The sequence below is a fragment of the Cupriavidus sp. MEYA8 genome (assembly GCF_059278825.1).
In genome coordinates this window covers 1,793,552-1,816,526 of sequence record NZ_CM181221.1, presented here as the reverse complement: position 1 = coordinate 1,816,526, position 22,975 = coordinate 1,793,552, and the positions used below count along the sequence as shown (strand labels likewise).

General features: G+C 68.6%; 21 protein-coding genes. 9 read left to right on the top strand and 12 right to left on the bottom strand.

All coding sequences use genetic code 11. The features are described 5' to 3' along the window. Positions 1 to 115 precede the first annotated feature (115 nt). Positions 116 to 1,273, bottom strand: a complete 1,158-nt coding sequence (prpC, locus tag AC5WJ1_RS08340) for a bifunctional 2-methylcitrate synthase/citrate synthase (RefSeq protein WP_135705280.1) — start codon at positions 1,271 to 1,273, stop codon at positions 116 to 118. Positions 1,274 to 1,374: 101 nt separating this feature from the next. Further along, positions 1,375 to 2,283: a methylisocitrate lyase gene (prpB, locus tag AC5WJ1_RS08335; RefSeq protein ID WP_135705279.1), complete on the bottom strand. Its 909-nt coding sequence runs from the start codon at positions 2,281 to 2,283 to the stop codon at positions 1,375 to 1,377. Between the two features lie 285 nt (positions 2,284 to 2,568). Between prpB and prpR the strand changes: the two genes are divergently transcribed. Next, a complete protein-coding gene (gene prpR / locus AC5WJ1_RS08330) occupies positions 2,569 to 4,548 on the top strand; it encodes a propionate catabolism operon regulatory protein PrpR (RefSeq protein ID WP_135705278.1) in 1,980 nt (659 codons plus the stop codon). A gap of 13 nt (positions 4,549 to 4,561) precedes the next feature. Here prpR and AC5WJ1_RS08325 read toward each other — a convergent pair whose 3' ends face one another. Both AC5WJ1_RS08325 and AC5WJ1_RS08320 read right to left on the bottom strand, forming a co-directional pair. Beyond that, positions 4,562 to 5,563 (bottom strand): cysteine synthase A, encoded by a 1,002-nt coding sequence (locus AC5WJ1_RS08325; protein WP_135705277.1) that lies wholly within the window; start codon positions 5,561 to 5,563, stop codon positions 4,562 to 4,564. 165 nt (positions 5,564 to 5,728) lie between these two features. Then, positions 5,729 to 6,022, bottom strand: a complete 294-nt coding sequence (locus AC5WJ1_RS08320) for a putative quinol monooxygenase (protein WP_133096177.1) — start codon at positions 6,020 to 6,022, stop codon at positions 5,729 to 5,731. Between the two features lie 223 nt (positions 6,023 to 6,245). Here AC5WJ1_RS08320 and AC5WJ1_RS08315 point away from each other — a divergent pair, with 223 nt between their 5' ends. Further along, a complete protein-coding gene (locus tag AC5WJ1_RS08315) occupies positions 6,246 to 7,469 on the top strand; it encodes an HD-GYP domain-containing protein (protein ID WP_494476518.1) in 1,224 nt (407 codons plus the stop codon). Here the strand turns inward: AC5WJ1_RS08315 and AC5WJ1_RS08310 are convergent. Beyond that, on the bottom strand, positions 7,464 to 8,381 hold the full coding sequence (locus AC5WJ1_RS08310; protein WP_195427677.1) for a LysR family transcriptional regulator: 918 nt from the start codon (positions 8,379 to 8,381) through the stop codon (positions 7,464 to 7,466). The two genes, AC5WJ1_RS08315 and AC5WJ1_RS08310, sit on opposite strands and share 6 nt — an antisense overlap. Before the next feature lie 116 nt (positions 8,382 to 8,497). On the opposite strand from AC5WJ1_RS08310, the gene AC5WJ1_RS08305 reads away from it, so the two are divergent. Both AC5WJ1_RS08305 and AC5WJ1_RS08300 read left to right on the top strand, forming a co-directional pair. Then, positions 8,498 to 8,815, top strand: a complete 318-nt coding sequence (locus tag AC5WJ1_RS08305) for a DMT family transporter (protein ID WP_494476517.1) — start codon at positions 8,498 to 8,500, stop codon at positions 8,813 to 8,815. 129 nt (positions 8,816 to 8,944) lie between these two features. Beyond that, positions 8,945 to 10,270: a mechanosensitive ion channel family protein gene (locus AC5WJ1_RS08300; protein ID WP_133096174.1), complete on the top strand. Its 1,326-nt coding sequence runs from the start codon at positions 8,945 to 8,947 to the stop codon at positions 10,268 to 10,270. Positions 10,271 to 10,291: 21 nt separating this feature from the next. On the opposite strand, the gene purT is transcribed toward AC5WJ1_RS08300, so the two are convergent. Together purT and AC5WJ1_RS08290 are read right to left on the bottom strand one after the other, a co-directional pair. Further along, the gene (purT, locus tag AC5WJ1_RS08295) at positions 10,292 to 11,497 is read right to left on the bottom strand and encodes a formate-dependent phosphoribosylglycinamide formyltransferase (RefSeq protein WP_133096173.1); all 1,206 of its coding nucleotides are present in this window, start codon (positions 11,495 to 11,497) and stop codon (positions 10,292 to 10,294) included. Between the two features lie 72 nt (positions 11,498 to 11,569). Beyond that, complete coding sequence (locus tag AC5WJ1_RS08290) at positions 11,570 to 12,049, bottom strand: hypothetical protein (protein WP_133096172.1); 480 nt, start codon at positions 12,047 to 12,049, stop codon at positions 11,570 to 11,572. Between the two features lie 172 nt (positions 12,050 to 12,221). Between AC5WJ1_RS08290 and AC5WJ1_RS08285 the strand changes: the two genes are divergently transcribed. After that, positions 12,222 to 13,202, top strand: a complete 981-nt coding sequence (locus AC5WJ1_RS08285; protein ID WP_195427678.1) for an SDR family oxidoreductase — start codon at positions 12,222 to 12,224, stop codon at positions 13,200 to 13,202. A gap of 257 nt (positions 13,203 to 13,459) precedes the next feature. On the opposite strand, the gene AC5WJ1_RS08280 is transcribed toward AC5WJ1_RS08285, so the two are convergent. From AC5WJ1_RS08280 to AC5WJ1_RS08265, 4 genes are all read right to left on the bottom strand, one after another. After that, positions 13,460 to 14,704, bottom strand: a complete 1,245-nt coding sequence (locus tag AC5WJ1_RS08280; RefSeq protein WP_434032674.1) for an MFS transporter — start codon at positions 14,702 to 14,704, stop codon at positions 13,460 to 13,462. Positions 14,705 to 14,957: 253 nt separating this feature from the next. Continuing rightward, positions 14,958 to 15,722 (bottom strand): crotonase/enoyl-CoA hydratase family protein, encoded by a 765-nt coding sequence (locus AC5WJ1_RS08275; protein WP_135705273.1) that lies wholly within the window; start codon positions 15,720 to 15,722, stop codon positions 14,958 to 14,960. Between the two features lie 56 nt (positions 15,723 to 15,778). Beyond that, positions 15,779 to 16,543 (bottom strand): SDR family NAD(P)-dependent oxidoreductase, encoded by a 765-nt coding sequence (locus tag AC5WJ1_RS08270; protein WP_135705272.1) that lies wholly within the window; start codon positions 16,541 to 16,543, stop codon positions 15,779 to 15,781. Between the two features lie 58 nt (positions 16,544 to 16,601). Then, the gene (locus AC5WJ1_RS08265) at positions 16,602 to 17,780 is read right to left on the bottom strand and encodes a thiolase family protein (RefSeq protein WP_135705271.1); all 1,179 of its coding nucleotides are present in this window, start codon (positions 17,778 to 17,780) and stop codon (positions 16,602 to 16,604) included. A gap of 226 nt (positions 17,781 to 18,006) precedes the next feature. Here AC5WJ1_RS08265 and AC5WJ1_RS08260 point away from each other — a divergent pair, with 226 nt between their 5' ends. The 3 genes from AC5WJ1_RS08260 to AC5WJ1_RS08250 all read left to right on the top strand — a co-directional run bounded on the left by AC5WJ1_RS08260 (position 18,007) and on the right by AC5WJ1_RS08250 (position 21,696). Then, positions 18,007 to 18,822 (top strand): IclR family transcriptional regulator, encoded by an 816-nt coding sequence (locus AC5WJ1_RS08260; RefSeq protein WP_434032675.1) that lies wholly within the window; start codon positions 18,007 to 18,009, stop codon positions 18,820 to 18,822. Between the two features lie 119 nt (positions 18,823 to 18,941). Next, entirely contained in the window at positions 18,942 to 20,216 is a 1,275-nt protein-coding gene (locus tag AC5WJ1_RS08255; protein WP_494476516.1) for an MASE1 domain-containing protein, read from the top strand. Beyond that, on the top strand, positions 20,209 to 21,696 hold the full coding sequence (locus tag AC5WJ1_RS08250) for an acyl-CoA-binding protein (RefSeq protein ID WP_434032676.1): 1,488 nt from the start codon (positions 20,209 to 20,211) through the stop codon (positions 21,694 to 21,696). Before AC5WJ1_RS08255 ends, AC5WJ1_RS08250 begins: the two co-directional genes overlap by 8 nt. A gap of 24 nt (positions 21,697 to 21,720) precedes the next feature. Here AC5WJ1_RS08250 and AC5WJ1_RS08245 read toward each other — a convergent pair whose 3' ends face one another. Beyond that, a complete protein-coding gene (locus tag AC5WJ1_RS08245) occupies positions 21,721 to 22,518 on the bottom strand; it encodes a crotonase/enoyl-CoA hydratase family protein (protein ID WP_434032677.1) in 798 nt (265 codons plus the stop codon). Between the two features lie 270 nt (positions 22,519 to 22,788). Here AC5WJ1_RS08245 and AC5WJ1_RS08240 point away from each other — a divergent pair, with 270 nt between their 5' ends. Further along, a complete protein-coding gene (locus AC5WJ1_RS08240) occupies positions 22,789 to 22,968 on the top strand; it encodes a hypothetical protein (RefSeq protein ID WP_135705266.1) in 180 nt (59 codons plus the stop codon). Positions 22,969 to 22,975: the final 7 nt, after the last annotated feature.

The window sequence follows — 22,975 nt, the reverse complement described above, 5'->3', positions numbered from 1 at the left end:
GAAATCTATATAAGTATGAAAAAGGGGTAGTGGTCCCGTGTCAGCGACCAACTACCCCCTTTGCCCGCAGGCCCGGATCAATGCAACCCGACGCAGGGCAAACCGGCAGCCGGTCTTACTTGCGGTCCTTGATCGGCACGAACTTCAGGTTCTCCGGACCGGTGTAGTTGGCGCTCGGGCGGATGATCTTGTTGTCGATGCGTTGCTCGATGATATGCGCGGCCCAGCCGGACGTACGCGCGATCACGAACAGCGGCGTGAACATTGCCGTCGGCACGCCCATCATGTGGTAGCTCACCGCGCTGAACCAGTCCAGGTTCGGGAACATCTTCTTGATGTCCCACATCACGGTTTCCAGGCGCTCGGCGATGTCGAACATCTTCATCGAGCCGGCATCCTTCGACAGCTTCTTCGCCACTTCCTTGATCACCTGGTTGCGCGGGTCGCTGATGGTGTACACCGGGTGGCCAAAGCCGATCACGACTTCCTTGTTCTCGACGCGGCGGGTGATGTCGGCCTGGGCCTCGTCGGCGTTGTCGTAGCGCTTCTGGATTTCAAACGCGACTTCGTTGGCGCCGCCGTGCTTGGGGCCGCGCAGCGCACCGATCGCGCCGGCGATCGACGAGTACATGTCCGAGCCCGTGCCGGCGATCACGCGCGCGGTGAAGGTCGAGGCGTTGAATTCGTGCTCGGCGTACAGGTTGAGCGACGTGTTCATGGCGCTTACCCACAGCGCCGACGGCTTTTCGCCGTGCAGCAGGTGCAGGAAGTGGCCGCCGATGGAGTCATCGTCGGTTTCCACTTCGATGCGCTTGCCGTTGTGGCTGTAGTGGTACCAGTACAGCAGCATCGAACCGAGGCTGGCCATCAGGCGGTCGGCGATATCGCGCGCGCCCGGGGTGTTGTGGTCGTCCTTTTCCGGCAGCACGGTGCCCAGCACCGACACGCCGGTGCGCATCACGTCCATCGGGTGGGCGCTGGCGGGGACCCACTCCAGCGCGGCCTTGACGTTGGCGGGCAGGCCGCGCAGGGACTTCAGCTTGGCCTTGTAGGCGGACAGTTCGGACTTGGTCGGCAGCTTGCCGTGCACCAGCAGGTGGGCGATTTCTTCGAACTCGCAGGTCTCGGCGATATCGAGGATGTCATAGCCGCGGTAGTGCAGGTCGTTGCCGGTACGGCCAACGGTGCACAGCGCGGTATTGCCGGCGGCAACGCCGGACAGCGCGACGGATTTCTTGGGCTTGGGAGTGACGAGCGGTTGCGCTTCGGACATCTGGGTCTCCTTGGTGTGATGCCTGGTGTTGCCTGTCTTTGTCAGGCGAACGGCCGGGAGGGGATCTGCCCCGGCCCGGCCGCGCCTGCCTCTATGGTGTCTTACTTGCCCTTGCCTTGTGCGAACAGGGCGTCGAGCTTCTGCTCGAAGTCATGGTAGCCGATGCTCTCGTAGAGCTCCGAGCGGGTCTGCATGGTATCGACCACGTTCTTCTGCGTGCCGTCGCGGCGGATGGCCGCGTACACGTTCTCCGCGGCCTTGTTCATGGCGCGGAAGGCCGACAGCGGGTACAGCACCATCGACACGCCGGCACCGCCCAGTTCGTCGGTGGTGAACAGCGGCGTGGCGCCGAACTCGGTGATGTTGGCCAGCACCGGCACCTTCACCGCGTCGACAAACTTGCGATACATGCCGAGGTCGGTCATGGCTTCCGGGAAGATGGCGTCGGCGCCGGCTTCCACGCAGGCCACGGCGCGCTCGATGGCGCTGTCCAGGCCTTCCACGGCCAGCGCGTCGGTGCGGGCCATGATGACGAAGTTCTCGTCGGTGCGGGCGTCGACGGCGGCCTTGATGCGGTCGACCATTTCACCCTGGGTGACGATTTCCTTGTTGGGGCGGTGGCCGCAGCGCTTGGCGCCGACCTGGTCCTCGATATGCATGGCCGCGGCGCCGAACTTGATCAGCGACTTGGTGGTGCGGGCCACGTTGAAGGCCGAAGCGCCGAAACCGGTGTCGACGTCCACCAGCAGCGGCGTGTCGCACACGTCGGTGATGCGGCGGATATCGGTCAGGACGTCGTCCAGGCTGGAGATGCCCAGGTCGGGCAGGCCGAGCGAGCCGGCCGCGACACCGCCGCCGGACAGGTAGATGGCCCGGTAGCCGGCACGCTTGGCCAGCAGGGCGTGGTTGGCGTTGATGGTGCCGACCACCTGAAGCGGATGCTCTTCGGCAAGCGCCTGGCGGAAACGGGCGCCTGCGGAGCGCGCGAGGTCGGAAGCGGAGTAGGTCATGGCGTTTGCGTTTGAGGTGAACAAGACGGAGCCATAAGCGCAAGGGGTGTGCCAGCCTTTGCGGGCACGTCGCTGGAATCGCCGTAAAGCCTTGTCAGGACTGGCCTCGCGGGCAGCAGCGTGAAATCTTGCCGATGCCGGATGTCCTCATTTCAGCACATTTGAATTTCACATTCGCAAATCGCGAATTCAAAGTTGAAATCGGGGCGGGCATGACGGACAATGTGCCAGCACTGTACGCCTGTTCCGACGGGGTTTCACCCGCTCCCCACGCCGCACCGCACCATGAGTCCTCCCGCCTCCACGCCCGCCCGCCCGCGCATCTGGGCCATCGGCATCAGCCGCCTGGCACGTGCCTTTGCCGACCTGATCCCGTCCTATGCCGCGCGCGCGGAATTCCGCATCGTCGGCAAGGGCTTCGAGGCCGCCGCCAGCGCGGTATCGCGTGAAGTGCGCGAAGGCCGGCTCGATGTGGTGGTCGCCGGCGGCTCCAACGGCGCCTACCTGCGGCAGCATGTGGACGTGCCGGTGGTGCTGGTCAAGGTGACGGGCTTCGACGTCATGAGCGCACTCGCCACCGCGCGCCGCATCTCGCCCCGGGTCGCGCTGGTCACGCATGCCTCCACCTATGCCGAGGTCGATGAATTCGTGCGCGCGTTCTCGCTGGCGATCCCGGCCTATACCTACCTGACCGAGGACGATGCCGTGGCGCGGGTCAAGGCGCTCAAGCAGGAGGGCATCCAGGTGGTGGTCGGCCCAGGGCTGGTCACCGACCTGGCCGACCGCTACGGCCTGACCGGCGTGTTCCTGTATTCAGGCAACTCGGTGCGCATGGCGCTGGAAGACGCGATCGAGGCCGCACGGCTGCGCCGCATTGAATCGACCCGGCGCGACTATGTCAACACTATCCTGGCGCACCTGAACGAGGGCGTGGCCGCCGTCGATGCGGAAGGGCGGATCCAGTCGTTCAATCCGGCCATGGAGCGATTCCTCGGTACCTCGGCCGCGGCCGCTGTGGGCCGCAAGCTGCAGACGCTGGCGCCCAACCTGTCGCTTGAAGGCGTGATGCAGAGCGGCGACAAGGAGCTGGAAGCGATCCACAAGCTCGGCGACAAGATGGTGGTGGTCAACCGCATCCCGATCGCCAGCGAAGCCGGCACCCTCGGCGCGGTGCTCACCATCCAGGACGCCAGCGCGATCCAGCGCGTCGACCGCAACCTGCGCTCGCGCAGCCGCGCCCGGCCCGCGGGCGTGCGCTACAGCCTCGACGACCTCGCCGGCACCTCCGCGGTGATGACCGAACTGCGCACGCTGGCGCGGCGCTACGCCGTGGTCGATTCCACCGTGCTGATCGGCGGCGAGAGCGGCACCGGCAAGGAAGTGCTGGCGCAGGGCATGCACGACGCCAGCCCGCGCCGCGCGTTCCCGTTCGTGGCGGTCAACTGCGCCGCGTTTCCGGAAGCGCTGCTGGAGAGCGAGCTGTTCGGCTACGAAGAGGGCGCCTTCACCGGCGCGCGCCGCGGGGGCAAGGCCGGCCTGTTCGAGTCGGCGCACAACGGGACACTGTTCCTCGACGAAGTGGGCGACATGCCGCCGACGCTGCAGACGCGCCTGCTGCGCGTGCTGCAGGAAAAACAGGTGCTGCCGATCGGCGGCCTCGACGCCGTGCCCGTCAACGTGCGCGTGATCGCGGCCACCCACCGCGACCTGCCCGCGATGGTGCGCGACGGCGGCTTCCGCCAGGACCTGTACTACCGCCTCAATATCCTGCGCATCGAGATGCCGCCGTTGCGCGAGCGCGCCGAAGACCTGGCCGAGCTCGCCGAGCTGCTGTACCGCCGCGCGCAGGAGCGCCTGGGCACCGAGCGTGCGCAGCGCTTGCCGGCCGTGGCGCGCTCGCGCCTGGCGCGCTACGCATGGCCGGGCAATATCCGCGAGCTGGAAAATGTCACGGAGCGCATCGCGGTGCTGGTGGCCGGCCGCAAGCTGGAAGCCGATGCACTGCTCCGAGAACTGCAGGCCGCCGTGCCGGAACTTTTTGGCGGCGAGGGCGTGGCGATGGCCGTGGCGGAAGCCCCAACGGAACCGGCCGCGCGCGCTGCAACGGCCGGCAGGCCCGGCCATTCGCTGGCGCGCGTCAAGCAGTCGAGCGAAGTCGAGCATATCCGCCGCGTGCTCGCCGAATGCGGCGGCGACCGGACCGCCGCGTGCCACATCCTGGGCATCAGCCCGACCACGCTGTGGCGGCGGCTGAAGGCGGCGTAGCCGCCGGCCGTGCCTATACCCCCGGGCCGACGCGCCGGAACGGAATCGGCTGCAGGTTCTTGCCGGCCAGCCACGCCTCGTTGAAGAGCCGGCCCATGTACAGGTCGCCGCGGTCGCAGAGCAGGGTCACGATGGTGTGGCCCGGTCCCATCTCGCGCGCCAGCGCCACGGCGGCGCCGACATTGATTCCTGAAGAGCCACCCAGGAACAGCCCTTCCTCGCGCAGCATCCGGTAGACCATGTCGACGCAGGTCTGGTCGTCGACCTGCACCGCATCGTCGATCGGCGTGTCCTGCAGGTTGGCGGTGACGCGGCTGGTGCCGATGCCTTCGGTGATCGAACTGCCCTCGGCCTTGAGTTCTCGGTGCTTGACGAAGTTATAGAGGGCGCTGCCGTGCGGGTCGGCCAGCACGATGCGCACGGCCGGCTTGTGCTCCTTCAGGCAACGCGCGATGCCCGCCAGCGACCCGCCCGTGCCGGTGGAGCAGGTGAAGGCATCGATGCGGCCAGCCGTGGCGTGCCAGATCTCGGGGCCGGTGGTTTCGTAGTGGGCCTGCCGGTTGGCGAGGTTGTCGAACTGGTTGGCCCAGATCGCATTATCGGTTTCCTCGGCCAGCCGGCAAGCGATCTTCTGGTAGTTGCCGGGATCGGCATAAGGCTTGGCGGGAACCGGCCGCACCTCGGCGCCGAGCATGCGCAGCCGTTCCATCTTCTCCGGCGACTGCGTGTCGGGGATCACCACGATGCAGCGATAGCCGCGCGCCGCGCACAGGTGGGCCAGGCCGATGCCGGTATTGCCCGCCGTGCCTTCGATCACGGTGCCGCCGGGCTTCAGCACGCCGCGGCGCTCGGCGTCGCGGATGATGTAGAGCGCGGCGCGGTCCTTGACCGAGCCGCCCGGGTTCAGGAATTCGGCCTTGCCGTAGATATCGCAGCCGGTCTCGGCGCTCAGCCCCGCCAACCGGATCAGCGGGGTGTGTCCGATGGTGCCGGCAAATCCGTCCCTGACTTCCATGATGCACTCCTGCCAGGCCGCGGCGGCCCGAGATGAGGGTCAATCTGATTGATAGACCGGGGCGGCGGGAATGACAAGCGGGGGGAAGAAGGCCGTGGGGCCGGGGAAGTGGCTCCGGTAACGCCTGGCGCCGTGGCTGGCCGTTTCAGGCCGTTTCAGGCCGTGTCAGGCCGCATTCAGCCAGCGGAAACTGAAGTCGCCTTCGACGAATTCCCGCCGCGACGCGTGGAAATCGCGCATATACGGCCGGTTCAGGTGCGATTCCAGCGCGTTCTTCGAGTCCCAGACCATATAGATCACGAAGACCTGAGCGTCCTCGGCATCCTGCCCGACATGGTAGTCCAGGCAGCCGGGCTCCTTCAGCCCGCGCGTTTGCAGCGTGGTGAGCTGGGATACCAGCGCCTCGCGGCGATGGGACTTGGCACGGGCGATGCCGACTAGCGTGTACGTTCCGGACATGGTTGAACGGGGGCGACTGGCTGGCGTCTGGTGAGCTCTGGGCGCGCCATTGTAGCGCCGGCGCCGGGGCCGCCTGGAATGCCTGACGGCGCCGTCCGGGCATTTGGCGCCCCCTTGACAACGCCGGCGCGGTTCCGGCGGGCAAAAAACAGGCCTCAAGTCTGGCGCCGGCCTGCCGATAGCCATTCCGACAAGAAAAAAACCAGCGTCCGGGGGACATCTCATGCTGAGACGAATCGGGTCGGAACAATTGCAGGTCGGGATGTTTGTCGCCAGGCTGGGTGGGCCGTGGATCAGCCACCCGTTCTGGCGCGCGAAGTTTCTGGTCAGCCACGAAGACCAGATCCGGCAGATCCAGTCCGCGGGCGTCCGCGAAGTCTGGATCGATATCCTCAAGGGGCGCAACCTGCCCGCACCAGCCGTGCCCGAGGCGCCGCCAGTGCCGGTTGCCGAGGCCGAGCCACCGGCGTGGGAGCCTGCGGCCGAGCAGCCGGTCGCTTCGCTCGAAGCCGAGCTCGGCCGGGCGCGCGACCTGCTCCAGTCCGGCAAGGCGGTGATCGGCTCCATGTTCGCCGACATCCGCATGGGCCGCGCGCTGGAGGTCGGACGCGCGCTGCCGCTGGTCGACGCCGCGTCGCGCTCGCTGTCGCGCCACGGGCAGGCGCTGCTGGCGCTGGCGCGGCTCAAGGCGCGCGACGACTACAGCTACCTGCACGCCTTTGCCGTCTGCGCGCTGATGATCGCGGTCGGGCGGACGCTGAGCCTGCCGGAGGACGAGGTGCGCGAACTCGGCCTCGCCGGCCTGGTGCACGACATCGGCAAGCTGACGTTGCCCGAATCCGTGCAGCACAAGGCCGTCGCACGCACGCCCGAGGAAGAGGAAAGCTACCGCCGCCATCCGTCGGCGGGCTACCGCATCCTCAACGAGGCGCGGCTGGTCTCCAATATCCCGCTCGATGTCTGTGTCCACCACCACGAACGCGTGGATGGCCGCGGCTACCCGTTCGGGCTGGCCGGCCACGAACTGAGCATCCACGCCAGGATTGCCGCGATCTGCGACGCCTACGATGCGCTGACCTCGGACCGTCCGGGCCACCAGCAATGGTCGCCGGCGCGCGCCATGGAATACATGGCCGTGCGCGTCGACACGCTGTTCGACCGCCGGGTGTTCAAGGCCTTCACGCGCACCGTCGGCATCTACCCGCTGGGCACCGTGCTGCGGCTGCGCTCCAACCGGCTGGCGGTGGTTTGCGGCCAGAACGAAGCCGACCCCTTGCGGCCGCTGGTGATGGCGTTCTATTCGGTGTCGCAGTCACGCCCGGTACCGACGGAACTGATCGACCTGCGGCACAGCGAGGAGACGGTGGTGGCGTTCGAGAATGCCGCCGAATGGGGTTACACGGACGAGCAACTGATGGCGATGTATACGAATACGAACGCTTCATAGCGCCGGCGCCGGCTTCAGCCAGGGCGACGCACTGAGCCTGGCGTAGAGAAAGTCGTTGAACGCCCGGACCCGCGCGCTATGGCGCAGGTCGGGATGGGTCAGGATCCACAGCGGCGTGCCGAGCGCGGGGTCGGGCCGGGCCAGACGGACCAGGCCTGCGTCGTGCTCGGCCAGCAGGCACAGCAGCATGCCGATACCCATGCCATGCCTGACGGCATCGACCATGGCCACCAGGCTGTCTACGCTCACCAGCCGGCGCGCCGGCGGCACGTGCTCGGCCACCCAGCGAGCCTGCGCGAGATGCGCGAGCGCGTCGTCCGGGACCACCCAGTCGTGGCCGGCCCAGTCAGGCGCTGCGGTTCCACGGGCCGGGGCGTTGCCGGTTTGCGCCAGGTAGTCGCGCGATGCGTACGGCGCAGTTTCCAGCATCCCGACCTGGCGCCCGACCAGGTATTCCGGCGGCGCGCTGGCCGGACGTACCGCCACATCCGCCTCGCGCCGGCTCAGGCTCAGGAAGCTGTTGTTGACCACGATCTGCAACTGGATCCGCGGATGCAGCGCGCGAAATTCCGCGAACAGCGGCATCAGCAGCCCGGCCAGCAGCGTGTCCGTAGTGGTGACCCGCAGCGGCCCGCTCAGCTGGCTGTCCAGGCCGGACAACTGGCGTTGCGCGGCATCGATCTGTTCGCCGACGCCGGCAAGCCGCTGGGCCAGCGCTTCGCCCGCTGTGGTGAGGGCGTAGCCCGTCGGATGGCGCTCGAAGAGCAGGGTGCCGAGCACCTCTTCCAGCCGGGCGAGCCGGCGCAGCACGGTGGAGTGGTTGACGTGCAGCGTCCGGGCAGCGCCGGCCAGCGAGCCTGACTGGCTGACGGCAAGGAAGTACTTCAGGTCGTCCCAGTCCGCTTCCTGCATGTTTGCATAGCCCCTTTGCGAAAATAGCCAGTTCTCGTGCCGATTCGCACAGCCTACATTGGCCTGGCGGGCCCGGCAATGGTCGCCGGGCGGCAATCAGGGAACAGGAAAAGGCAATGGCGTGGATGCTGCTAGTGCTGGCGGGGCTGATCGAGATCGTGATGGCGCTCGCCTTGAAGTACACGGACGGATGGACGCGGCCGGGGCCGACGGTGCTGGGGACCGGGGCCGCCCTGGCCAGCATCTTCCTGCTCAGTGCGGCCTTGCGGCACCTGCCGGTGGGAACGGCGTACGCGGTATGGACCGGGATCGGGGCGATCGGGGTCACCGTGATCGGGATCCTGTTCCTTGGGGAGAGCGCGGCGCCGATGCGCCTGGCGCTGATCGCGCTGATTTTTGTCGGGATCGGGGGGCTGAAGCTGCTGCCTGCCTGAGCGAGGGCAGGGCCGCGGGACACGGGGGGGCTGGTGGGTCCTGGTGGGTCCTGGGATCGCAGTTTTACGAAGGGGCGTGCACGTTTTGTACACTATCCGGCCGAACCACTGGCTTGACTTCGCCCCCTTATGAGTTTCGATGCCCTGCTGGAGCTGTTCCAGCAACGTATTCCGGCCCATCCCTGGGCGCAGATCACGCTGTACCTGGTGGTGCTGGTGCTGATCGCGCTGGTCGCGCAATGGCTGTTCGGCCATGTGATGTCGCGCATCGCCCATCGCGTGCTGACGGTCTGGGGCAAGGGGCCCTGGAGCAAGGCGCTGACGCGCCATCGCGCGTACCGGCGCTTCGGCTATGCGGTGGGTTTTGCGGTGATCACCGTCGGCATCGGCGAGGTGCCGCACATGGGCCGCTATGCGCTGCTGGTGGAGCGCCTGGCCCATTCCAGCCTGTGGGTCTGCTTCTTCCTGATGCTGGGCGGCGTGCTGGGCGCGTGGCAGGACGTTTACGCCGGCAGCCGCCGCGCGCAGACGCGCTCGATCAAGGGTTATATCCAGGTGGGGCGGCTCGGGCTGGGGCTGGTGTGCGCGGTGCTGGTGCTGTCGATCCTGATCAACCGTTCGCCGCTGTGGATGCTGTCCGGCCTGGGGGCGTTGTCGGCGGTGCTGCTGCTGGTGTTCAAGGACACGCTGCTGTCGCTGGTGGCCAGCACGCAGCTGACCTCGAACGACATGCTGCGCATCGGCGACTGGATCGAAATGCCGCAATGCAATGCCGATGGCTACGTCAAGGACATCGCGCTGCATACGGTCAAGGTGCAGAACTGGGACAACACCGTGACCACGGTGCCGACCTACAAGCTGTTTTCGGAGAGTTACCGCAACTACCGCCAGATGTTCGAGTCCGGCGCGCGCCGTATCAAGCGGACGTTGCGCATCGACGCGAGCAGCGTGCGCTTCCTGGAAGACGACGAAGTGCATGCGCTGATGCGGTACCAGTTGCTGCACGACTACCTGGCCGAGAAGCAGGCCAAGGTCGACGAGGCCAACCGGCTGCTGATTGCCGCCGGCAATGACCCGGTGAACCGGCGGCGGCTGACCAATGTCGGCACCTTCCGCGCGTATGGCATCGCCTACCTGAAGGCGCATCCCGAAATCCACCACGACCTGCTGCTCAACGTGCGCATGATGGAGCCCGATTCGCAGGGCATCCCGGTGGAAATCTATTGCTTTACCGCGCTGACGGCGTGGATGGACTACGAGCGCATCCAGGGCGATGTGTTCGACCACCTGCTGGCGATCCTGCCGGAACTGGGCCTGCGGCTGTACCAGGCCCCGTCCGGTGCCGACCTGAGCGGCGTGCGCATGGCGCCGGTGCTGGCCGCGGCGCACGCTGCCGCGCAGGTGGCGGCACCGCACCCGCCCGCCCATGCCGCCGCGGGCAGTCACGTGCTGTAACGCCTTCCGCTCCTTCAGGTATCAGCCCACCGCGCGCGGACGCACGCGGCTTGCGGCTTCCTTGGCGCGGGTGCGGGCGGTGTCAACATCGTCCGCATAGGCCAGCGCCACGCCCATGCGGCGCTTGGTAAAGCTCTCGGGCTTGCCGAACAGGCGCACCTCGGTCTGCGGCACGCTCAGCGCCTGGTCCACGCCGTCGAACACCACGCCCTGCGCGTCCACGCCGCCGTAGATCACCGCGCTGGCGCCGGGGCTGCGCAGCGAGGTATCGACCGGCAGGCCAAGGATGGCACGCGCATGCAACTCGAATTCGTTCTGGTGCTGCGTGGCCATGGTCACCATGCCGGTATCGTGCGGGCGCGGGCTGACCTCGCTGAACCAGACCTGCTCGCCCTTGACGAACAGTTCCACGCCGAACAGGCCCATGCCGCCCAGGTCGGCGGTGACGGCCTGCGCGATCTGCTGGGCCTTCTGCAGCGCGGCGGGGTGCATCGGCTGCGGCTGCCAGCTTTCCACGTAGTCGCCGCTGACCTGGACGTGCCCGATCGGCGCGCAGAACTGCGTCTCGACCTGGCCGCTGGCGCCGATGGCGCGCACCGTCAGTAGCGTGATCTCGTAGTCGAAGTCGATAAAGCCTTCCACGATGATGCGGCCGTGGCTGACGCGGCCGCCGGCCATGGCGTAGTCCCACGCGGCCTGCACGCCCTCGGGGCCGTCGATCTTGCTCTGGCCCTTGCCGGAGCTGCTCATCACCGGCTTGACCACGCACGGATAGCCGATGCCGCCATCGATGGCGGCCTGCAGTTCTTCCAGCGAATCGCAGAACTTGTACGGGCTGGTGGGCAGGCCGAGCGACTCGGCGGCGAGGCGGCGGATGCCTTCGCGGTCCATGGTCAGGCGCGCGGCGCGCGCGGTGGGGATCACGCGCACGGTGCCGGCGGCTTCCAGCGTTTCCAGCATGGGGGTGGCGATGGCTTCGATCTCGGGCACCACCAGGTGAGGCTTCTCCGCTTCGATCAGCGCCCTGAGCTGGTCCGGGTCGCTCATGGCAATGGTGCGCGCGTGGTGGGCCACCTGCTGGCCCGGCGCATTGTCATAGCGGTCGACGGCGATGGTCTCGACGCCCAGGCGCTGCAGTGCGATCAGCACTTCCTTGCCCAGCTCGCCGGAGCCGAGCAGCATCACTTTGGTTGCAGAGGGGGAAAGGGGCGTTCCGAGGGTGGTCATGGCAGCAGGGCGGCGGGGCGAAGGGAAAACCAGGATTGTACGTGGTGCCGCCCGCCGTGGCGTCGCCCTGGCCTAGTCTTCGGCGTCGCGCGAGCCGGGGTGGCGCCGTGTCGCCTCGTCCTTGCGGTCGGCCGCCTCCGCCTCTGCCGGAGTGGACGCGACCCCGTACATGCCGTGGCGCGGCGTGCCTTCCGGCAGGTTGCCGAGATCAGTGGCCTGGTAAGGGTGCGGACCCGGCGGCGGCTGCGAGGTGTCGCTCGACGGATGCGCGCGGCCGGTCAGCTTCTCGTCCTGGGTCGCGCTGTGGCCGCCGTAGTGATAGTCGGTCAGCGATCCTCCATGCGCGGGGGCCGACGGTGCCGGCGCCCCGGAGATATCGGTCACGCGCACCGGAATCGACGGATAGACCTGCTGGGCGCCGGCGATGGCCATGTCGGGCGAATCGAACTCGCCGGCGAGCCGCTCCGGTGCGGCGTTGCCGGTGCGCATTTCGAGGTGCCAGCGGCCGTTTTCCGGGCCGCACACCAGGATTTCCTGTTCGGTCGAGATCATGGCAGGGCTCCTTGTGCAGGTTCCAGGGGGCCGGCACGCCATACCGGCCGCGTGGGCCGGCCGTGTGGTCGGTCCCCAGGCAGACAGGCAAGTTGCATTCCAGCGCCGCCGCGCTGGAACGGAACCTGCTGCTCCTGCGGGAATACGCCGTTAACTCAAAAAGAGGTTCGCCATGCCCCCGACCCGACCGCTTACTGTTGTCATCACCGGCGCTTCCAGCGGCATCGGGCTGGCCACCGCGCTGGCGTTCGCGCGTGCCCAGGCGCGCGTGGTGCTGTGCGCGCGCGGCGAGGCGCCGCTGGCGCGCGCCGCCGCGGCGTGCCGCGAACTGGGCGCGCGGGCACTGGCCGTCCCGGGCGACGTCACGCAGCCGGCGGCCATGCACCGGCTGGCCGAGCGTGCGGCGGAGTTCGGCGACGGCGGCATCGATGTCTGGGTCAACAATGCCGGTGTCGGCGCGGTTGGGCTGTTCGACGAAACACCGGTGGCCGCGCATGAGCAGGTGGTACGCATCAACCTGCTGGGCTACCTGCACGGCGCGCATGCGGTGCTGCCGTTCTTCAAGGCGGCGCGCAAGGGCGTGCTGGTCAATATCGTGTCGCTGGGCGCATGGGCGCCGTCGCCATATGGCGTGTCGTATACGGCAAGCAAGTTCGGGCTGCGCGGCTTTTCGGAGGCGTTGCGCGCGGAGCTGGTCGACTATCCGCAGATCCGCATCTGCGACATCTTCCCGGCCACCGCCGACACGCCGGGCATGCGCCACAGTGCCAACTACACCGGCAAGGCACTGCGTCCGCCGCGGCCGCTGGTCGACGCCGGCGCGGTCGCGCGTGCGGTGCTGCGCGCGGTCGCGGCGCCGGCCTCGCAGGCGGTGACGGTAGGCGTGGTCGCAAGGCTGGCGCGCGTTGCCAACCTGCTGGCGCCAGGCCTGCTGCAACGGGCGTACGGCCGCATCCTGCATCGGCATTTCAGCGGGGCGCACGAGATACCGGTCACCGACGGCAACCTGTTCCATGCCTCGCTGGGACATATGGACGTCCAGGGCGGCTGGACCTCGCCGGAACAGATGCGCCAGCTTCGCATTGCCGGCGCGGCGGTGGCGGCCGGACTGGCCGGCCTCGCGCTGTGGCATTGGCGCCGCCACGCCCGCTGAGTGCCGGCAGGCACTGACAGGCAGACTGGCAGGCAGATTTACAACCGCGGGCGATTCTTACCTGCGCCGCGTGCGGCTGCCGGCCCATATAGAAAAAGGCCCGCGCGAACGCGGGCCGCAAAGGCCTGAGGATCCGCTAGAGGACCGCTCGGTATTTATCCTAATTGCCCGGCAGCGGCTGCACATCCCCCGTTCGGGGTGCAGGCCGCATTCGTGCGTGATCCCGCCTCGATACGGCGGCGGACGGAGCGGTGCCCTCAGGACGTCGCCATCAAAGGTGGTCGACGCTGCGTCGCCACCGCAAACACGATCTGCGCGATCCCGGCCGCCAGCCCCATCGCCACGCCCGCCTGCCAGGCAACGGTGTACGAGCCCAGCGCGTCATAGACCACCCCGCCGCCGAAGGCACCGGTAAAGCTGCCGATCTGGTGGCTGAAGAAGGCCACGCCGCCCAGCATCGCCTGCCAGCGCAGGCCGAAGGTCTCGGCGATCCAGCCCGACACCAGCGGCGCCACGCCCAGCCACAGGAAGCCCATCACCGCGGCAAACACCAGCGTGCTGCCCGGCGTGGGCGCCGACGAGAAGTACCAGGTCAGCGCCAGCGAGCGCACGGTATAGATGCCGCCCAGCAGCATCAGCTTGTTGAAGCGCCCGCCGGCCCAGCCGAAGAAGATGCTGCCGAGCACGTTGAAGCCGCCGATCACGCCCAGCGCCTGCGCGCTAAGCATCGGGTCCATGCCGCAGATGTCCAGGTACGACGGCAGGTGTGTGGTCAGGAAGACCAGTTGCATGCCGCAGACGAAATACGCCAGCGCCATGACGATGAACGGCGCGTGCCGCAGCGCCGTGCCCAGCGCCTGCCGCGCATTGCTCTGGTCGGCGCCGCCGAACGCGGGCAACGGCAGCTTGTCCACGCGCCCCGCCATCCAGGCCGCCGGCAGCATCACCAGCGCCAGCAGCACGAACGCGGCCAGCCCGGCGCGCCAGCCGTAAGCCTGCGTCACCATTTGCCCGATCGGCGCGGCCAGCAGCGCGCCGAGCGAGCCGGCCCCCGACACCAGCCCCAGCACCGTGCTGCGCAGCGCCGCCGGCACCGGCCGTGCCGCCACCGCCATCGCCAGCGCGCTGCCGGTGCAGGCCATCGAAGCGCCGATCGCCACGCCCGCGCCCAGCGTGACGCCGATCATGCCTTGCGCGGTCGCCAGCAGCACCAGCCCGGCCACATGCGACAGCGAGCCGGCCAGCATCAGGGGCCGGAAGCCGATCCGCGTGGCCCATGCGCCAGCCAGCGGCTGCAGCAGCCCCCAGGCCAGGTTCTGCACGGCGATGGCGACCGTGAAGTCGGAGACCGAGATGCCGATGTCCCGCGTCAGCGGCGGCATGAAGATGCCCAGGCTCTGGCGCAGGCCCATGGCCAGGCTGAGCATCAGGGAGGCGCCAAGCAGGATCGGCAGGGCCGGGCGGAGGCTTTCCAGGCGGGAAGGCGCGATGGAGGCAGGCACGATGGTCGTCTCGCGGGATTGTCGTTGTCGTTATGTGCCCGCGGCGGCGCCTGGCATGTTAAGCATGCGCTGAATATACCGCAGGGTAGGCCGAGAGTAAGCGGCAGCCTGCACCGTGTCAATTTGGCTTTGGGCTGGGCCGCCTTCCGCTTTGCCGAAGGCGGCCCGGCGCCGCGCTAGTCCAGGCTGACCCGCCGGCTTGCGGCCGGCCGTCCAGGCGAAAGGCGCGACGACGGCATGGCTTGCTCCCGCCTTACTTGCCGGTCCACACCGGCTTGCGCTTCTCCGCAAAGGCCGCGGCGCCTTCGCGCGCATCGGCCGAGGTGAACACCGGCGCCATCAGCGGGCGCTGGCGCTCGAACATCTCCTCGTTGCTCCAGTCCGCCGACTCGGCCACGATCTGCTTGCTCACCGCCACCGCCAGCGGGCCGTTGGCCCCGATTTCCCCGGCCAGCGCCAGCGCGCCCTGCAGCGCTTCGCCCGGTTCGGTCAGGCGGTTGATCAGGCCGTAGGCATGCGCCTGCTCGGCGCCCAGCATGTTGCCGGTCAGCGCATATTCCATGGCGATGTGGTACGGCACGCGGCGTGGCAGGCGCATCAGGCCGCCGGCACCGGCAACCAGGCCGCGCTTGACTTCGGGCAGGCCGAATTTGGCCGCCTTCGACGAGACGATCAGGTCGCAGGCCAGCGCCAGCTCGAAACCGCCGGCCAGCGCATAGCCTTCCACCGCGGCGATCAGCACCTTGCGCGGCGGCTTCTCGGTGAGCCCGCCGAAGCCACGGCCGGGCAGGCTCGGGCGCTTGCCCTCCAGGAAGCCCTTCAGGTCCATGCCGGAACAGAAGGTGCCGCCGGCGCCGGTCAGGATGGCGACGGCGAGGTCGTCACGGCTTTCCAGCTGGTCGATCGCGGCGGCCAGCGCGGTCGCGGTCTCGAAATCCATGGCGTTGCGCGCCTGGGGCCGGTTCATGGTGATCAGCAGCGTATTGCCGCGGGTCTCTAGTTGCAGCGTGTCGCTCATGCAGGTGTCCTGGTCAAGAAGGCCATTGGGGAGTGCTGGATGGTGATCGATGGCGCTCAGCGCGGGGCCATGCGGATGGCGCCGTCCAGGCGGATGGTCTCGCCGTTGAGCATCGGGTTCTCCAGGATGTGCAGCGCGGTCGAGGCGTACTCGTCCGGCGCGCCCAGGCGCGCCGGGTGCGGCACCATCGCGCCCAGCGAGGTGCGCACGTTCTCCGGCAGCTTCGCCAGCAGCGGCGTGTCGAACAGGCCCGGCGCGATGGTGCAGACGCGGATGGCGCGCTGCGCCAGGTCGCGCGCGGCCACCAGCGTCATGCCGACGATGCCGGCCTTGGCCGAGCTGTAGGGGATCTGGCCGATCTGGCCTTCGTAGGCGGCGACCGAAGCGGTCAGCACGCATGCGCCGCGCTCGCCGTCCACCATTTCGTTCCTGGCCATGCGCGCGGCGCCGAGGCGCAGCGCGTTGAAGGTGCCGATCAGGTTGATGCGCACCACCGACTCGTACTTTTCCAGCGAGCCCGGCGAGCCGTCCTTTTCGACCACGCGCACCGGCGCGCCCAGGCCGGCGCAGTGGATCAGCGCGCGCAGCGGGGCGATGGCCTCGGCGGCGTCGTAGACCGCGTTCATCTGCTCTGTGTCGGTGACGTCGGCCTTGACGAAGCGGACCTTGCCGCCGAACTCGTCCACCACCGCGTTGCCGCGCTCTTCGTTCAGGTCGGCGATGACCACGCCGACGCCGCGCTCCACCAGGCGGCGGGTGCAGGCCAGGCCCAGGCCGGAAGCACCGCCGGTGACGACGGCGGACATGTTTTCGAGTTTCATGGGTGTCTCCTAGGAAAAAGTCACTGGGTTCCCGCCTGCGCGGGAACGACGCAGGCGGTTACAGGCGTTCGATGATGGTGGCGTTGGCCATGCCGCCTGCCTCGCACATCGACTGCAGGCCGTAGCGCTGGCCGCTGTCTTCCAGCGCATGCAGCATGGTGGTCATCAGGCGCACGCCCGACGCACCCAGCGGATGGCCCAGCGCGATCGCGCCACCGCGCGGGTTCAGGCGCGCCGGGTCGGCGCCCAGCGCCTTCTGCCAGGCGAGCGGCACGCAGGCGAAGGCTTCGTTGATTTCGTAGTGGTCGATCTGGTCCAGCGCCAGGCCGCTCTTCCTGATGGCGCGCTGGCTGGCCGCGATCGGGGCAGTCAGCATCATCACCGGATCGTCGCCGCAGACGTCGAACGCGACAAAGCGCGCGCGCGGCTTCAGGCCCAGGCGCTGCGCCATGGCTTCGCTCATCAGCAGCATGGCCGAGGCGCCGTCACTGATCTGCGAGGCATTGCCCGCGGTGACGTTCCAGCCGATCTGCGGGAAGCGCTCGCTCAGTTCGTCGTTGCGGAACGAGGCCTGCAGCGTGCCGAGTTTTTCCACCGAGGTGCCGGGGCGGATGGTTTCGTCATGCTCGACCACGCCGTTGGGCGTGCTGATCGGCAGGATCTCGCGGCGGAAGGCGCCGCTCTCGCGGGCCGCGGCAGCCAGTTCGTGCGAGCGGGCCGAGTAGTTGTCCATGTCCTGGCGCGACAGCTCGTACTTGGCCGCGACCAGCTCCGCAGCAACGCCCTGCGACACCAGACCCGGCGCGTAGCGCGCTTCCATCGACGGTCCATATGGGTTCTGGCCGATGCGCGCCGAGCCCATCGGCACCCGGCTCATCGACTCGATGCCGCAGGCGATGACGATGTCGTAGGCGCCGGCCATGATGCCTTGCGCGGCAAAGTGCACCGCCTGCTGGCTCGAACCGCACTTGCGGTCGATGGTGGTGGCAGGCACGTGGTCGGGGAAGCCGGCCGCCAGCCAGGCCACGCGGCCCGGCCCGGCTGACTGCTCGCCCGCCTGCGTCACGCAACCGGTGATGACGTCGTCCACCAGGCCGGGATCGAGCTGGTTGCGTTCGACCAGGCCCCTGAGCACCTGGGCCAGCAGTTCGGTGGCATGCAGCTCGGTAAAGGCCGATCCCGGCTTGGAGCGGCCCATCGGGCTGCGGATGGCGTCGACGATGACGGCTTGTTGCATGAGGGTGTCTCCTGGTGCAGCGGTTGCGAGTCGTTGATGAATCGTTGAGTTGGGATATTGAGACGTCGGTTTCAAAAAGTGATCGTCCAATACGATGAATCGGAATTCTCGCGTCGGAAATTCGCCATGTAAACTCAAAATCCTGTGTTTGACTTCGGAATCAACGAAGGGCAACATCCGGGTTTTGAGACGCTGGTATCAAAAAAATCCAGACGAAGGCCCGGTTATGACCAATGAAGCACATGCCTCCCTGACCCCGCCGGCCGCCGATGCCGATGGCGAGTCGCGCCTCGTCAGCGCGCTGGCGCGGGGCGTTTCGATCCTCAACTGCTTCTCGCCAACGGTGCAGGAGCTGAGCAGCCGCGAGCTGATGGAGCGCACCGGGCTGGCCAAGCCGACGCTGTTCCGCCTGCTCGACACCCTGTGCGAACTGGGCCTGCTGCACTATTCGGAGCGCCTGTCGCGCTACGTGCCGGGGGTCGGGCTGGTCAACCTGGCCGCGCCCGCGCTGGCGCGAATGACGGTGCGCCAGCTGGCGCGGCCGGCCATGCAGGAGCTGGCCGACCACATCGCCGGACAGGTCGAGCTGATCGTCGGCAACGGCAACGCCATGACCTACGTCGAGATCGCCCAGGGCGTGGGCAGCCATGTGTTCCGGCCCGAGGTCGGTACCCGGGTCTCGATCTCGCGCACCGGTTCGGGCCGCGGCTACCTGTTGCTGATGCCCGAGCCCGAGCGCGAGGCGTATCTGGCCCAGCTGCGCGCCGCCGATCCGGCGCGCGCTGACTGGCTGCAGCAGCGCCTAAAGGATGCCGCGCGCGACCTCCAGGAGCACGGCTTCTGCCGCGGCCATCGCGACCTGCATCGCGAGGTGGAATCCGTTGCCGTGCCGATGCGCGCACGGCGCGATGGCGAAGCGTGGATCTTTGCCGCGTCGGTGCCGGTGTTCAGCCTGCAGAGCAAGCAGATCGAGGAAGACATCGGCCCGCGGCTGGTCAGCCTGGTGCGCAACGTGGAGGGGGCCATCGGGGTGTCAGGCTGACGTTCCGGCGCCCCGCCAGGCGGGGTGACTTGTCTTGGCCCCGGGCGGGCTGGCGACTATCCTGAGTCACAAACAAGGACGTCGGGAACCCGTCGCAGCCAGCCTCCTGGGGGTGTGCCATGCAGCAGATACGCCTGGCGGCAATCGTCGCCGTGCTGGTACTCGTCGCCGGCGTGGTGTCGCGCTCGCTGGCGCATGCGTCGACCGAGGCCGTGCCGGTCTGGCTCGGCAGCGGCGTCACGTTTGCCGCGCTGCTGGTCTGTGCGCGCTGGTCATGGCCAGCGGTGCTGGCCGGGGCCGGGCTGGCGCTGGCAGGGTGGGGCATGGCCACGCACGGCCTGCCGCTGCGCGGGGCGGTCGCCTTCGGCCTGATCGAGGTCATCAGCCTGGGCACCGCCGGCTGGATCGCCACCTATGGCCGGCGCGATCCGCAAAGCCCGCCGGGAGCCACGCTGCTGATCGCGGGGGCGCTGGTCGGCTCGGCGCTGGGCGCTTCGCTGGCGGTCGAGCTATGGCGCTGGCAGCGGCCGGGACTGGACCTGCCGGTCGAATGGCGCGCCTGGGCCTTTTCCACCGCGGCCGGGCTGCTGCTGGTGGGGCCGCTGGCGGTGGCGTTCCGCGGCTTCCGCGTGCGGCGCTCGGGCGGCATGCCGATGCAGCAGTTCGCGGCCGGCGGGCTGGCCTTCGTGGTCTTTATCGTGGCGGTGCTGGCGGTGTTCTCGGACAACGCCGCGCAGCGCTTCGGCGGCCTTGCGCCCACGCTGGCCTACGTGCCGATGCCGCTGCTGCTTGCCACCGCGCTGCTGTGGGGACCGCGCGGCGGTGCCATTGCCACGCTGCTGGGCTGCCTGCTGATCATCCACCGCACCGCGGCCGGTGCCGGCCCGTTCAACGTCATCGAAGGCTTTCCGGGCGAAGCGGTGGTCGAGGTGCAGGGCTTTGTCATTGTTTGGGCGCTGGTGATGCTGCTCGGCCGCGCATTGTCCGAGGGCCGCCGCACCGCGCTGGAGGAAGCGCGTGCCTGGCGCCTGCGCTATGCGCGCACGCTGCAGGCGGTGGGCGTGGCCAGCGTCGAGTATGACGCGGTCACCGGCCGCGCTACATGGAGCGAGGGCGCGGCGGCGTTGCTCGGCGACACGATCCGCGACGTCAACAGCGTCGACGAATGGCTGGACCATATCGACGCCACCGACCGCGGGCTGGTGCAGGCCACCTGGTCCGCCGTGGTGCGCGGCGATGCGCCCGACAGCGTGCAGGAATACGCCGTGACGCTGCCGGGCAGCGGCCGCCTGCGCGTGCACGAGCGGCTGGCCGGCATCCGCGGCGCGGACGGCAAGGTAGAGCAGGTGGCGGCACTGCTGCGCCGTGCCGGCGCGGAGCCCGCGCATGTCTGACCCGGGCGTGTTCCTGATCCACGGCCTGGGCGGCACGCAGTATGACCTGGGCTCGATGCACAAGCGCCTCAAGCGCGCCGGCTTTGTCACGCACTCCCTGACGCTGCCGGGACACGGCACGCAACCCGAAGACCTGTGCGGCGTGCGCGCCGAGGACTGGCTCGAGGCGGTGCGCGCCAAATACCGCGAGATCATCGACCAGCATGAAACGCTGCACGTGATGGGCATGTGCATGGGCGCGCTGCTGGCGGTGGAAACGGTCAAGCGCGAGCAGCACACCAGGGGCCGGCTGGTGGCGCTGGCGCCGCCGGTCTATATCGACGGCTGGGCCACGCCATGGTATCGCAGCCTGCGCCCGCTGCTGTACCGGATTCCAGGCGTTCCCAACCGGATGAAGGTGGAAGAGGAAGAGCCGTTCGGCATCAAGAACGAACAGCTGCGCGAGATCGTCAAGGCCAAGTTCGCGCGCGGCGAGAACTTCCACTACCAGTGGGTGCCGCTGGCGTGCATCCGCGAAGTCGATCGCTTGCGCGGCTACGTGCGCAAGGGGTTGCAGCGCATTGCCTGCCCCACGCTGGTGGTCCACGCGCGGCTGGACGAGCTGACCAGCCTGCGCTCCGCCAACTTCCTGGTCGAGCAGATCGGGCAGGGCAAGCGTGCCGGGCAGGCGCGCATGCTGGTGCTGGAAGACAGCTACCACATGGTCTGCGTCGACAATGACCGCGAGCTGGTGGCGCGCAATGTGCTGGAATTCTTCGAGGCCAGCGTGGGCACGTCGCTTGGCATGGCGGGTGCGGAGCGCGACGATGCGCGCATGACGCCGGACCAGATGACCGGGCTGCTGGCGGCGGCGCGCGCGGACCTGGAGCAGGGCGACCTGGCCGCGCTGTATGCGCGCGGCAAGGGCGATTTTGCGTGGTTCCAGCCGGGCGCCAACCGGACCAGCGGGGTCTATCGTGGCGATCGTGGCCTGGCGCGGCTGCGCGAGTGGGCGGATGCGGGGCTGGCGTTCACCGCGTTCGGCGCGCCGGTGCTCAACACCGGCATGGCCGTGGTGCCTGCGACCTTGCGCAGCGGCACGCTGGCCTCGCAGGGCGTGCTGGCGTTTGCGCTGCGCGACGGCAGGCTGCTGGAGGGGCGGTGGTTCCCGGACGAAGTGGCGCTGGAAGATGCGTACTTCGGCGGCACGCCGGCGCTGCAGGGGCCAAGCCCCGCTGAAAAAGCCTTCGAGGCCGCCGCGGCGTTGTCGAAGACGCTGCGCCAGGCGCCCGACAACGACACCTTGCTGTCGCTCTATGCGCTCTACAAGCAGGGCAGCGTCGGCGACGTCAGCGGCGACCGCCCGGGCATGATGGACATGGTCGGGCGCGCCAAGTACGACGCCTGGGCCGCCCGGCGCGGCTTGCAGCGCGAGCAGGCCATGCGCGACTATGTGGCGCTCGTCAACCAGCTCAAGGCGGCGGAAACGCAATCCGCCTGAAGCCGGGTTGCGTAGCTGCCGCGATCAGTTTCCGCTGAACACCGGCGTGCGCTTGTCCAGGAAAGCCTGCACCGCCTCGCGGTGGTCCGCAGTCTGGTGCGACAGGGCCTGGAAGCCGGCCGACAATTCCAGCAGCGTGTCGAGGCGGGTGTGCATGGCCTCGCGCATCAGCCGCTTGGCCAGCCGCACCGCATGCGGCGGGTTGGCCGCGATGCGCCCGGCCAGCTCGTATGCGGTCGGCAGCAGCGCCTCGGGCGCCACCACGCGCGACACCAGGTTCCATTCCAGCGCGGTCTTTGCATCGATCGCCTGCCCGGTAAAGGTCATCTCGGCGGCACGCGACAGCCCGATCACGCGCGGCAGCAGCCAGGCGCCGCCATCGCCGGGGATGATGCCCAGCTTGACGAAGGATTCGGCGAACTGCGCGCGCTCCGAAGCGATGCGGATATCGCACATGCAGGTCAGGTCCAGGCCCGCGCCCATGGCGGCGCCGTTGACGGCGGCGATCACCGGCACTTCCAGGTTGAACAGCGCCAGCGGCAGGCGCTGGATGCCGCAGCGGTAGTCCTGCCGGATCTCCATGCCCGGCACCTGGCCCGAGGCCTGGCGTTCCATGTCCTTGATGTTGCCGCCCGACGAGAACGCCGTGCCGGCGCCGGTGATGACCACGGCGCGCACGCTGCGGTCGGCATGGATGCGCTCGATCGCGGCCAGGAACTCAGCCACCGCGGTGTTGCCGGTCAGCGGGTTGCGGCGCTCGGGCTCGTTCATCGTCAGCGTGACGATGTGGCCGTCCTGTGCGTAGAGGAGGAAGTTGCTCATGGTGGGTGTCTCCGGGGGGGCATCGGGTTCAGTTGCTGCCGCCAAGGCTAAGTCAGCCGGGGCGGCCGCGTCCAATATTCATTTGTTGGCGGGCGATAGCGGGCATGTATCGATTGCCGGGGCGATTCTCGGGACTTCAGTATGTTATGCAGGGCGATGAATTCTTTCGTGCAGCCGGTAGCAGGCCACGCATGACTTGCGCAATACCCCCAGAATCCGGAAAGTAGGGGGCAGCCTGCCCGCTGCCTTGTTAATCCTGGATCCCTGCCCATGACAGTCGTCGTACTCGCGATGGACGGATCGCCCGACAGCGTTGCCGCCGCCCGCCGCCTGGCCAGCCGCCCGCTGCTGGCCGGGCCCTTGTCCGTGCATGTTGCCCATGTCTCGCCGGTGCCGGGCAGCCCCGGCCTGTCCCGGGCCGCGCAGGCGCGCGCGCCGGCCCGGGCCTGAGGCGGCG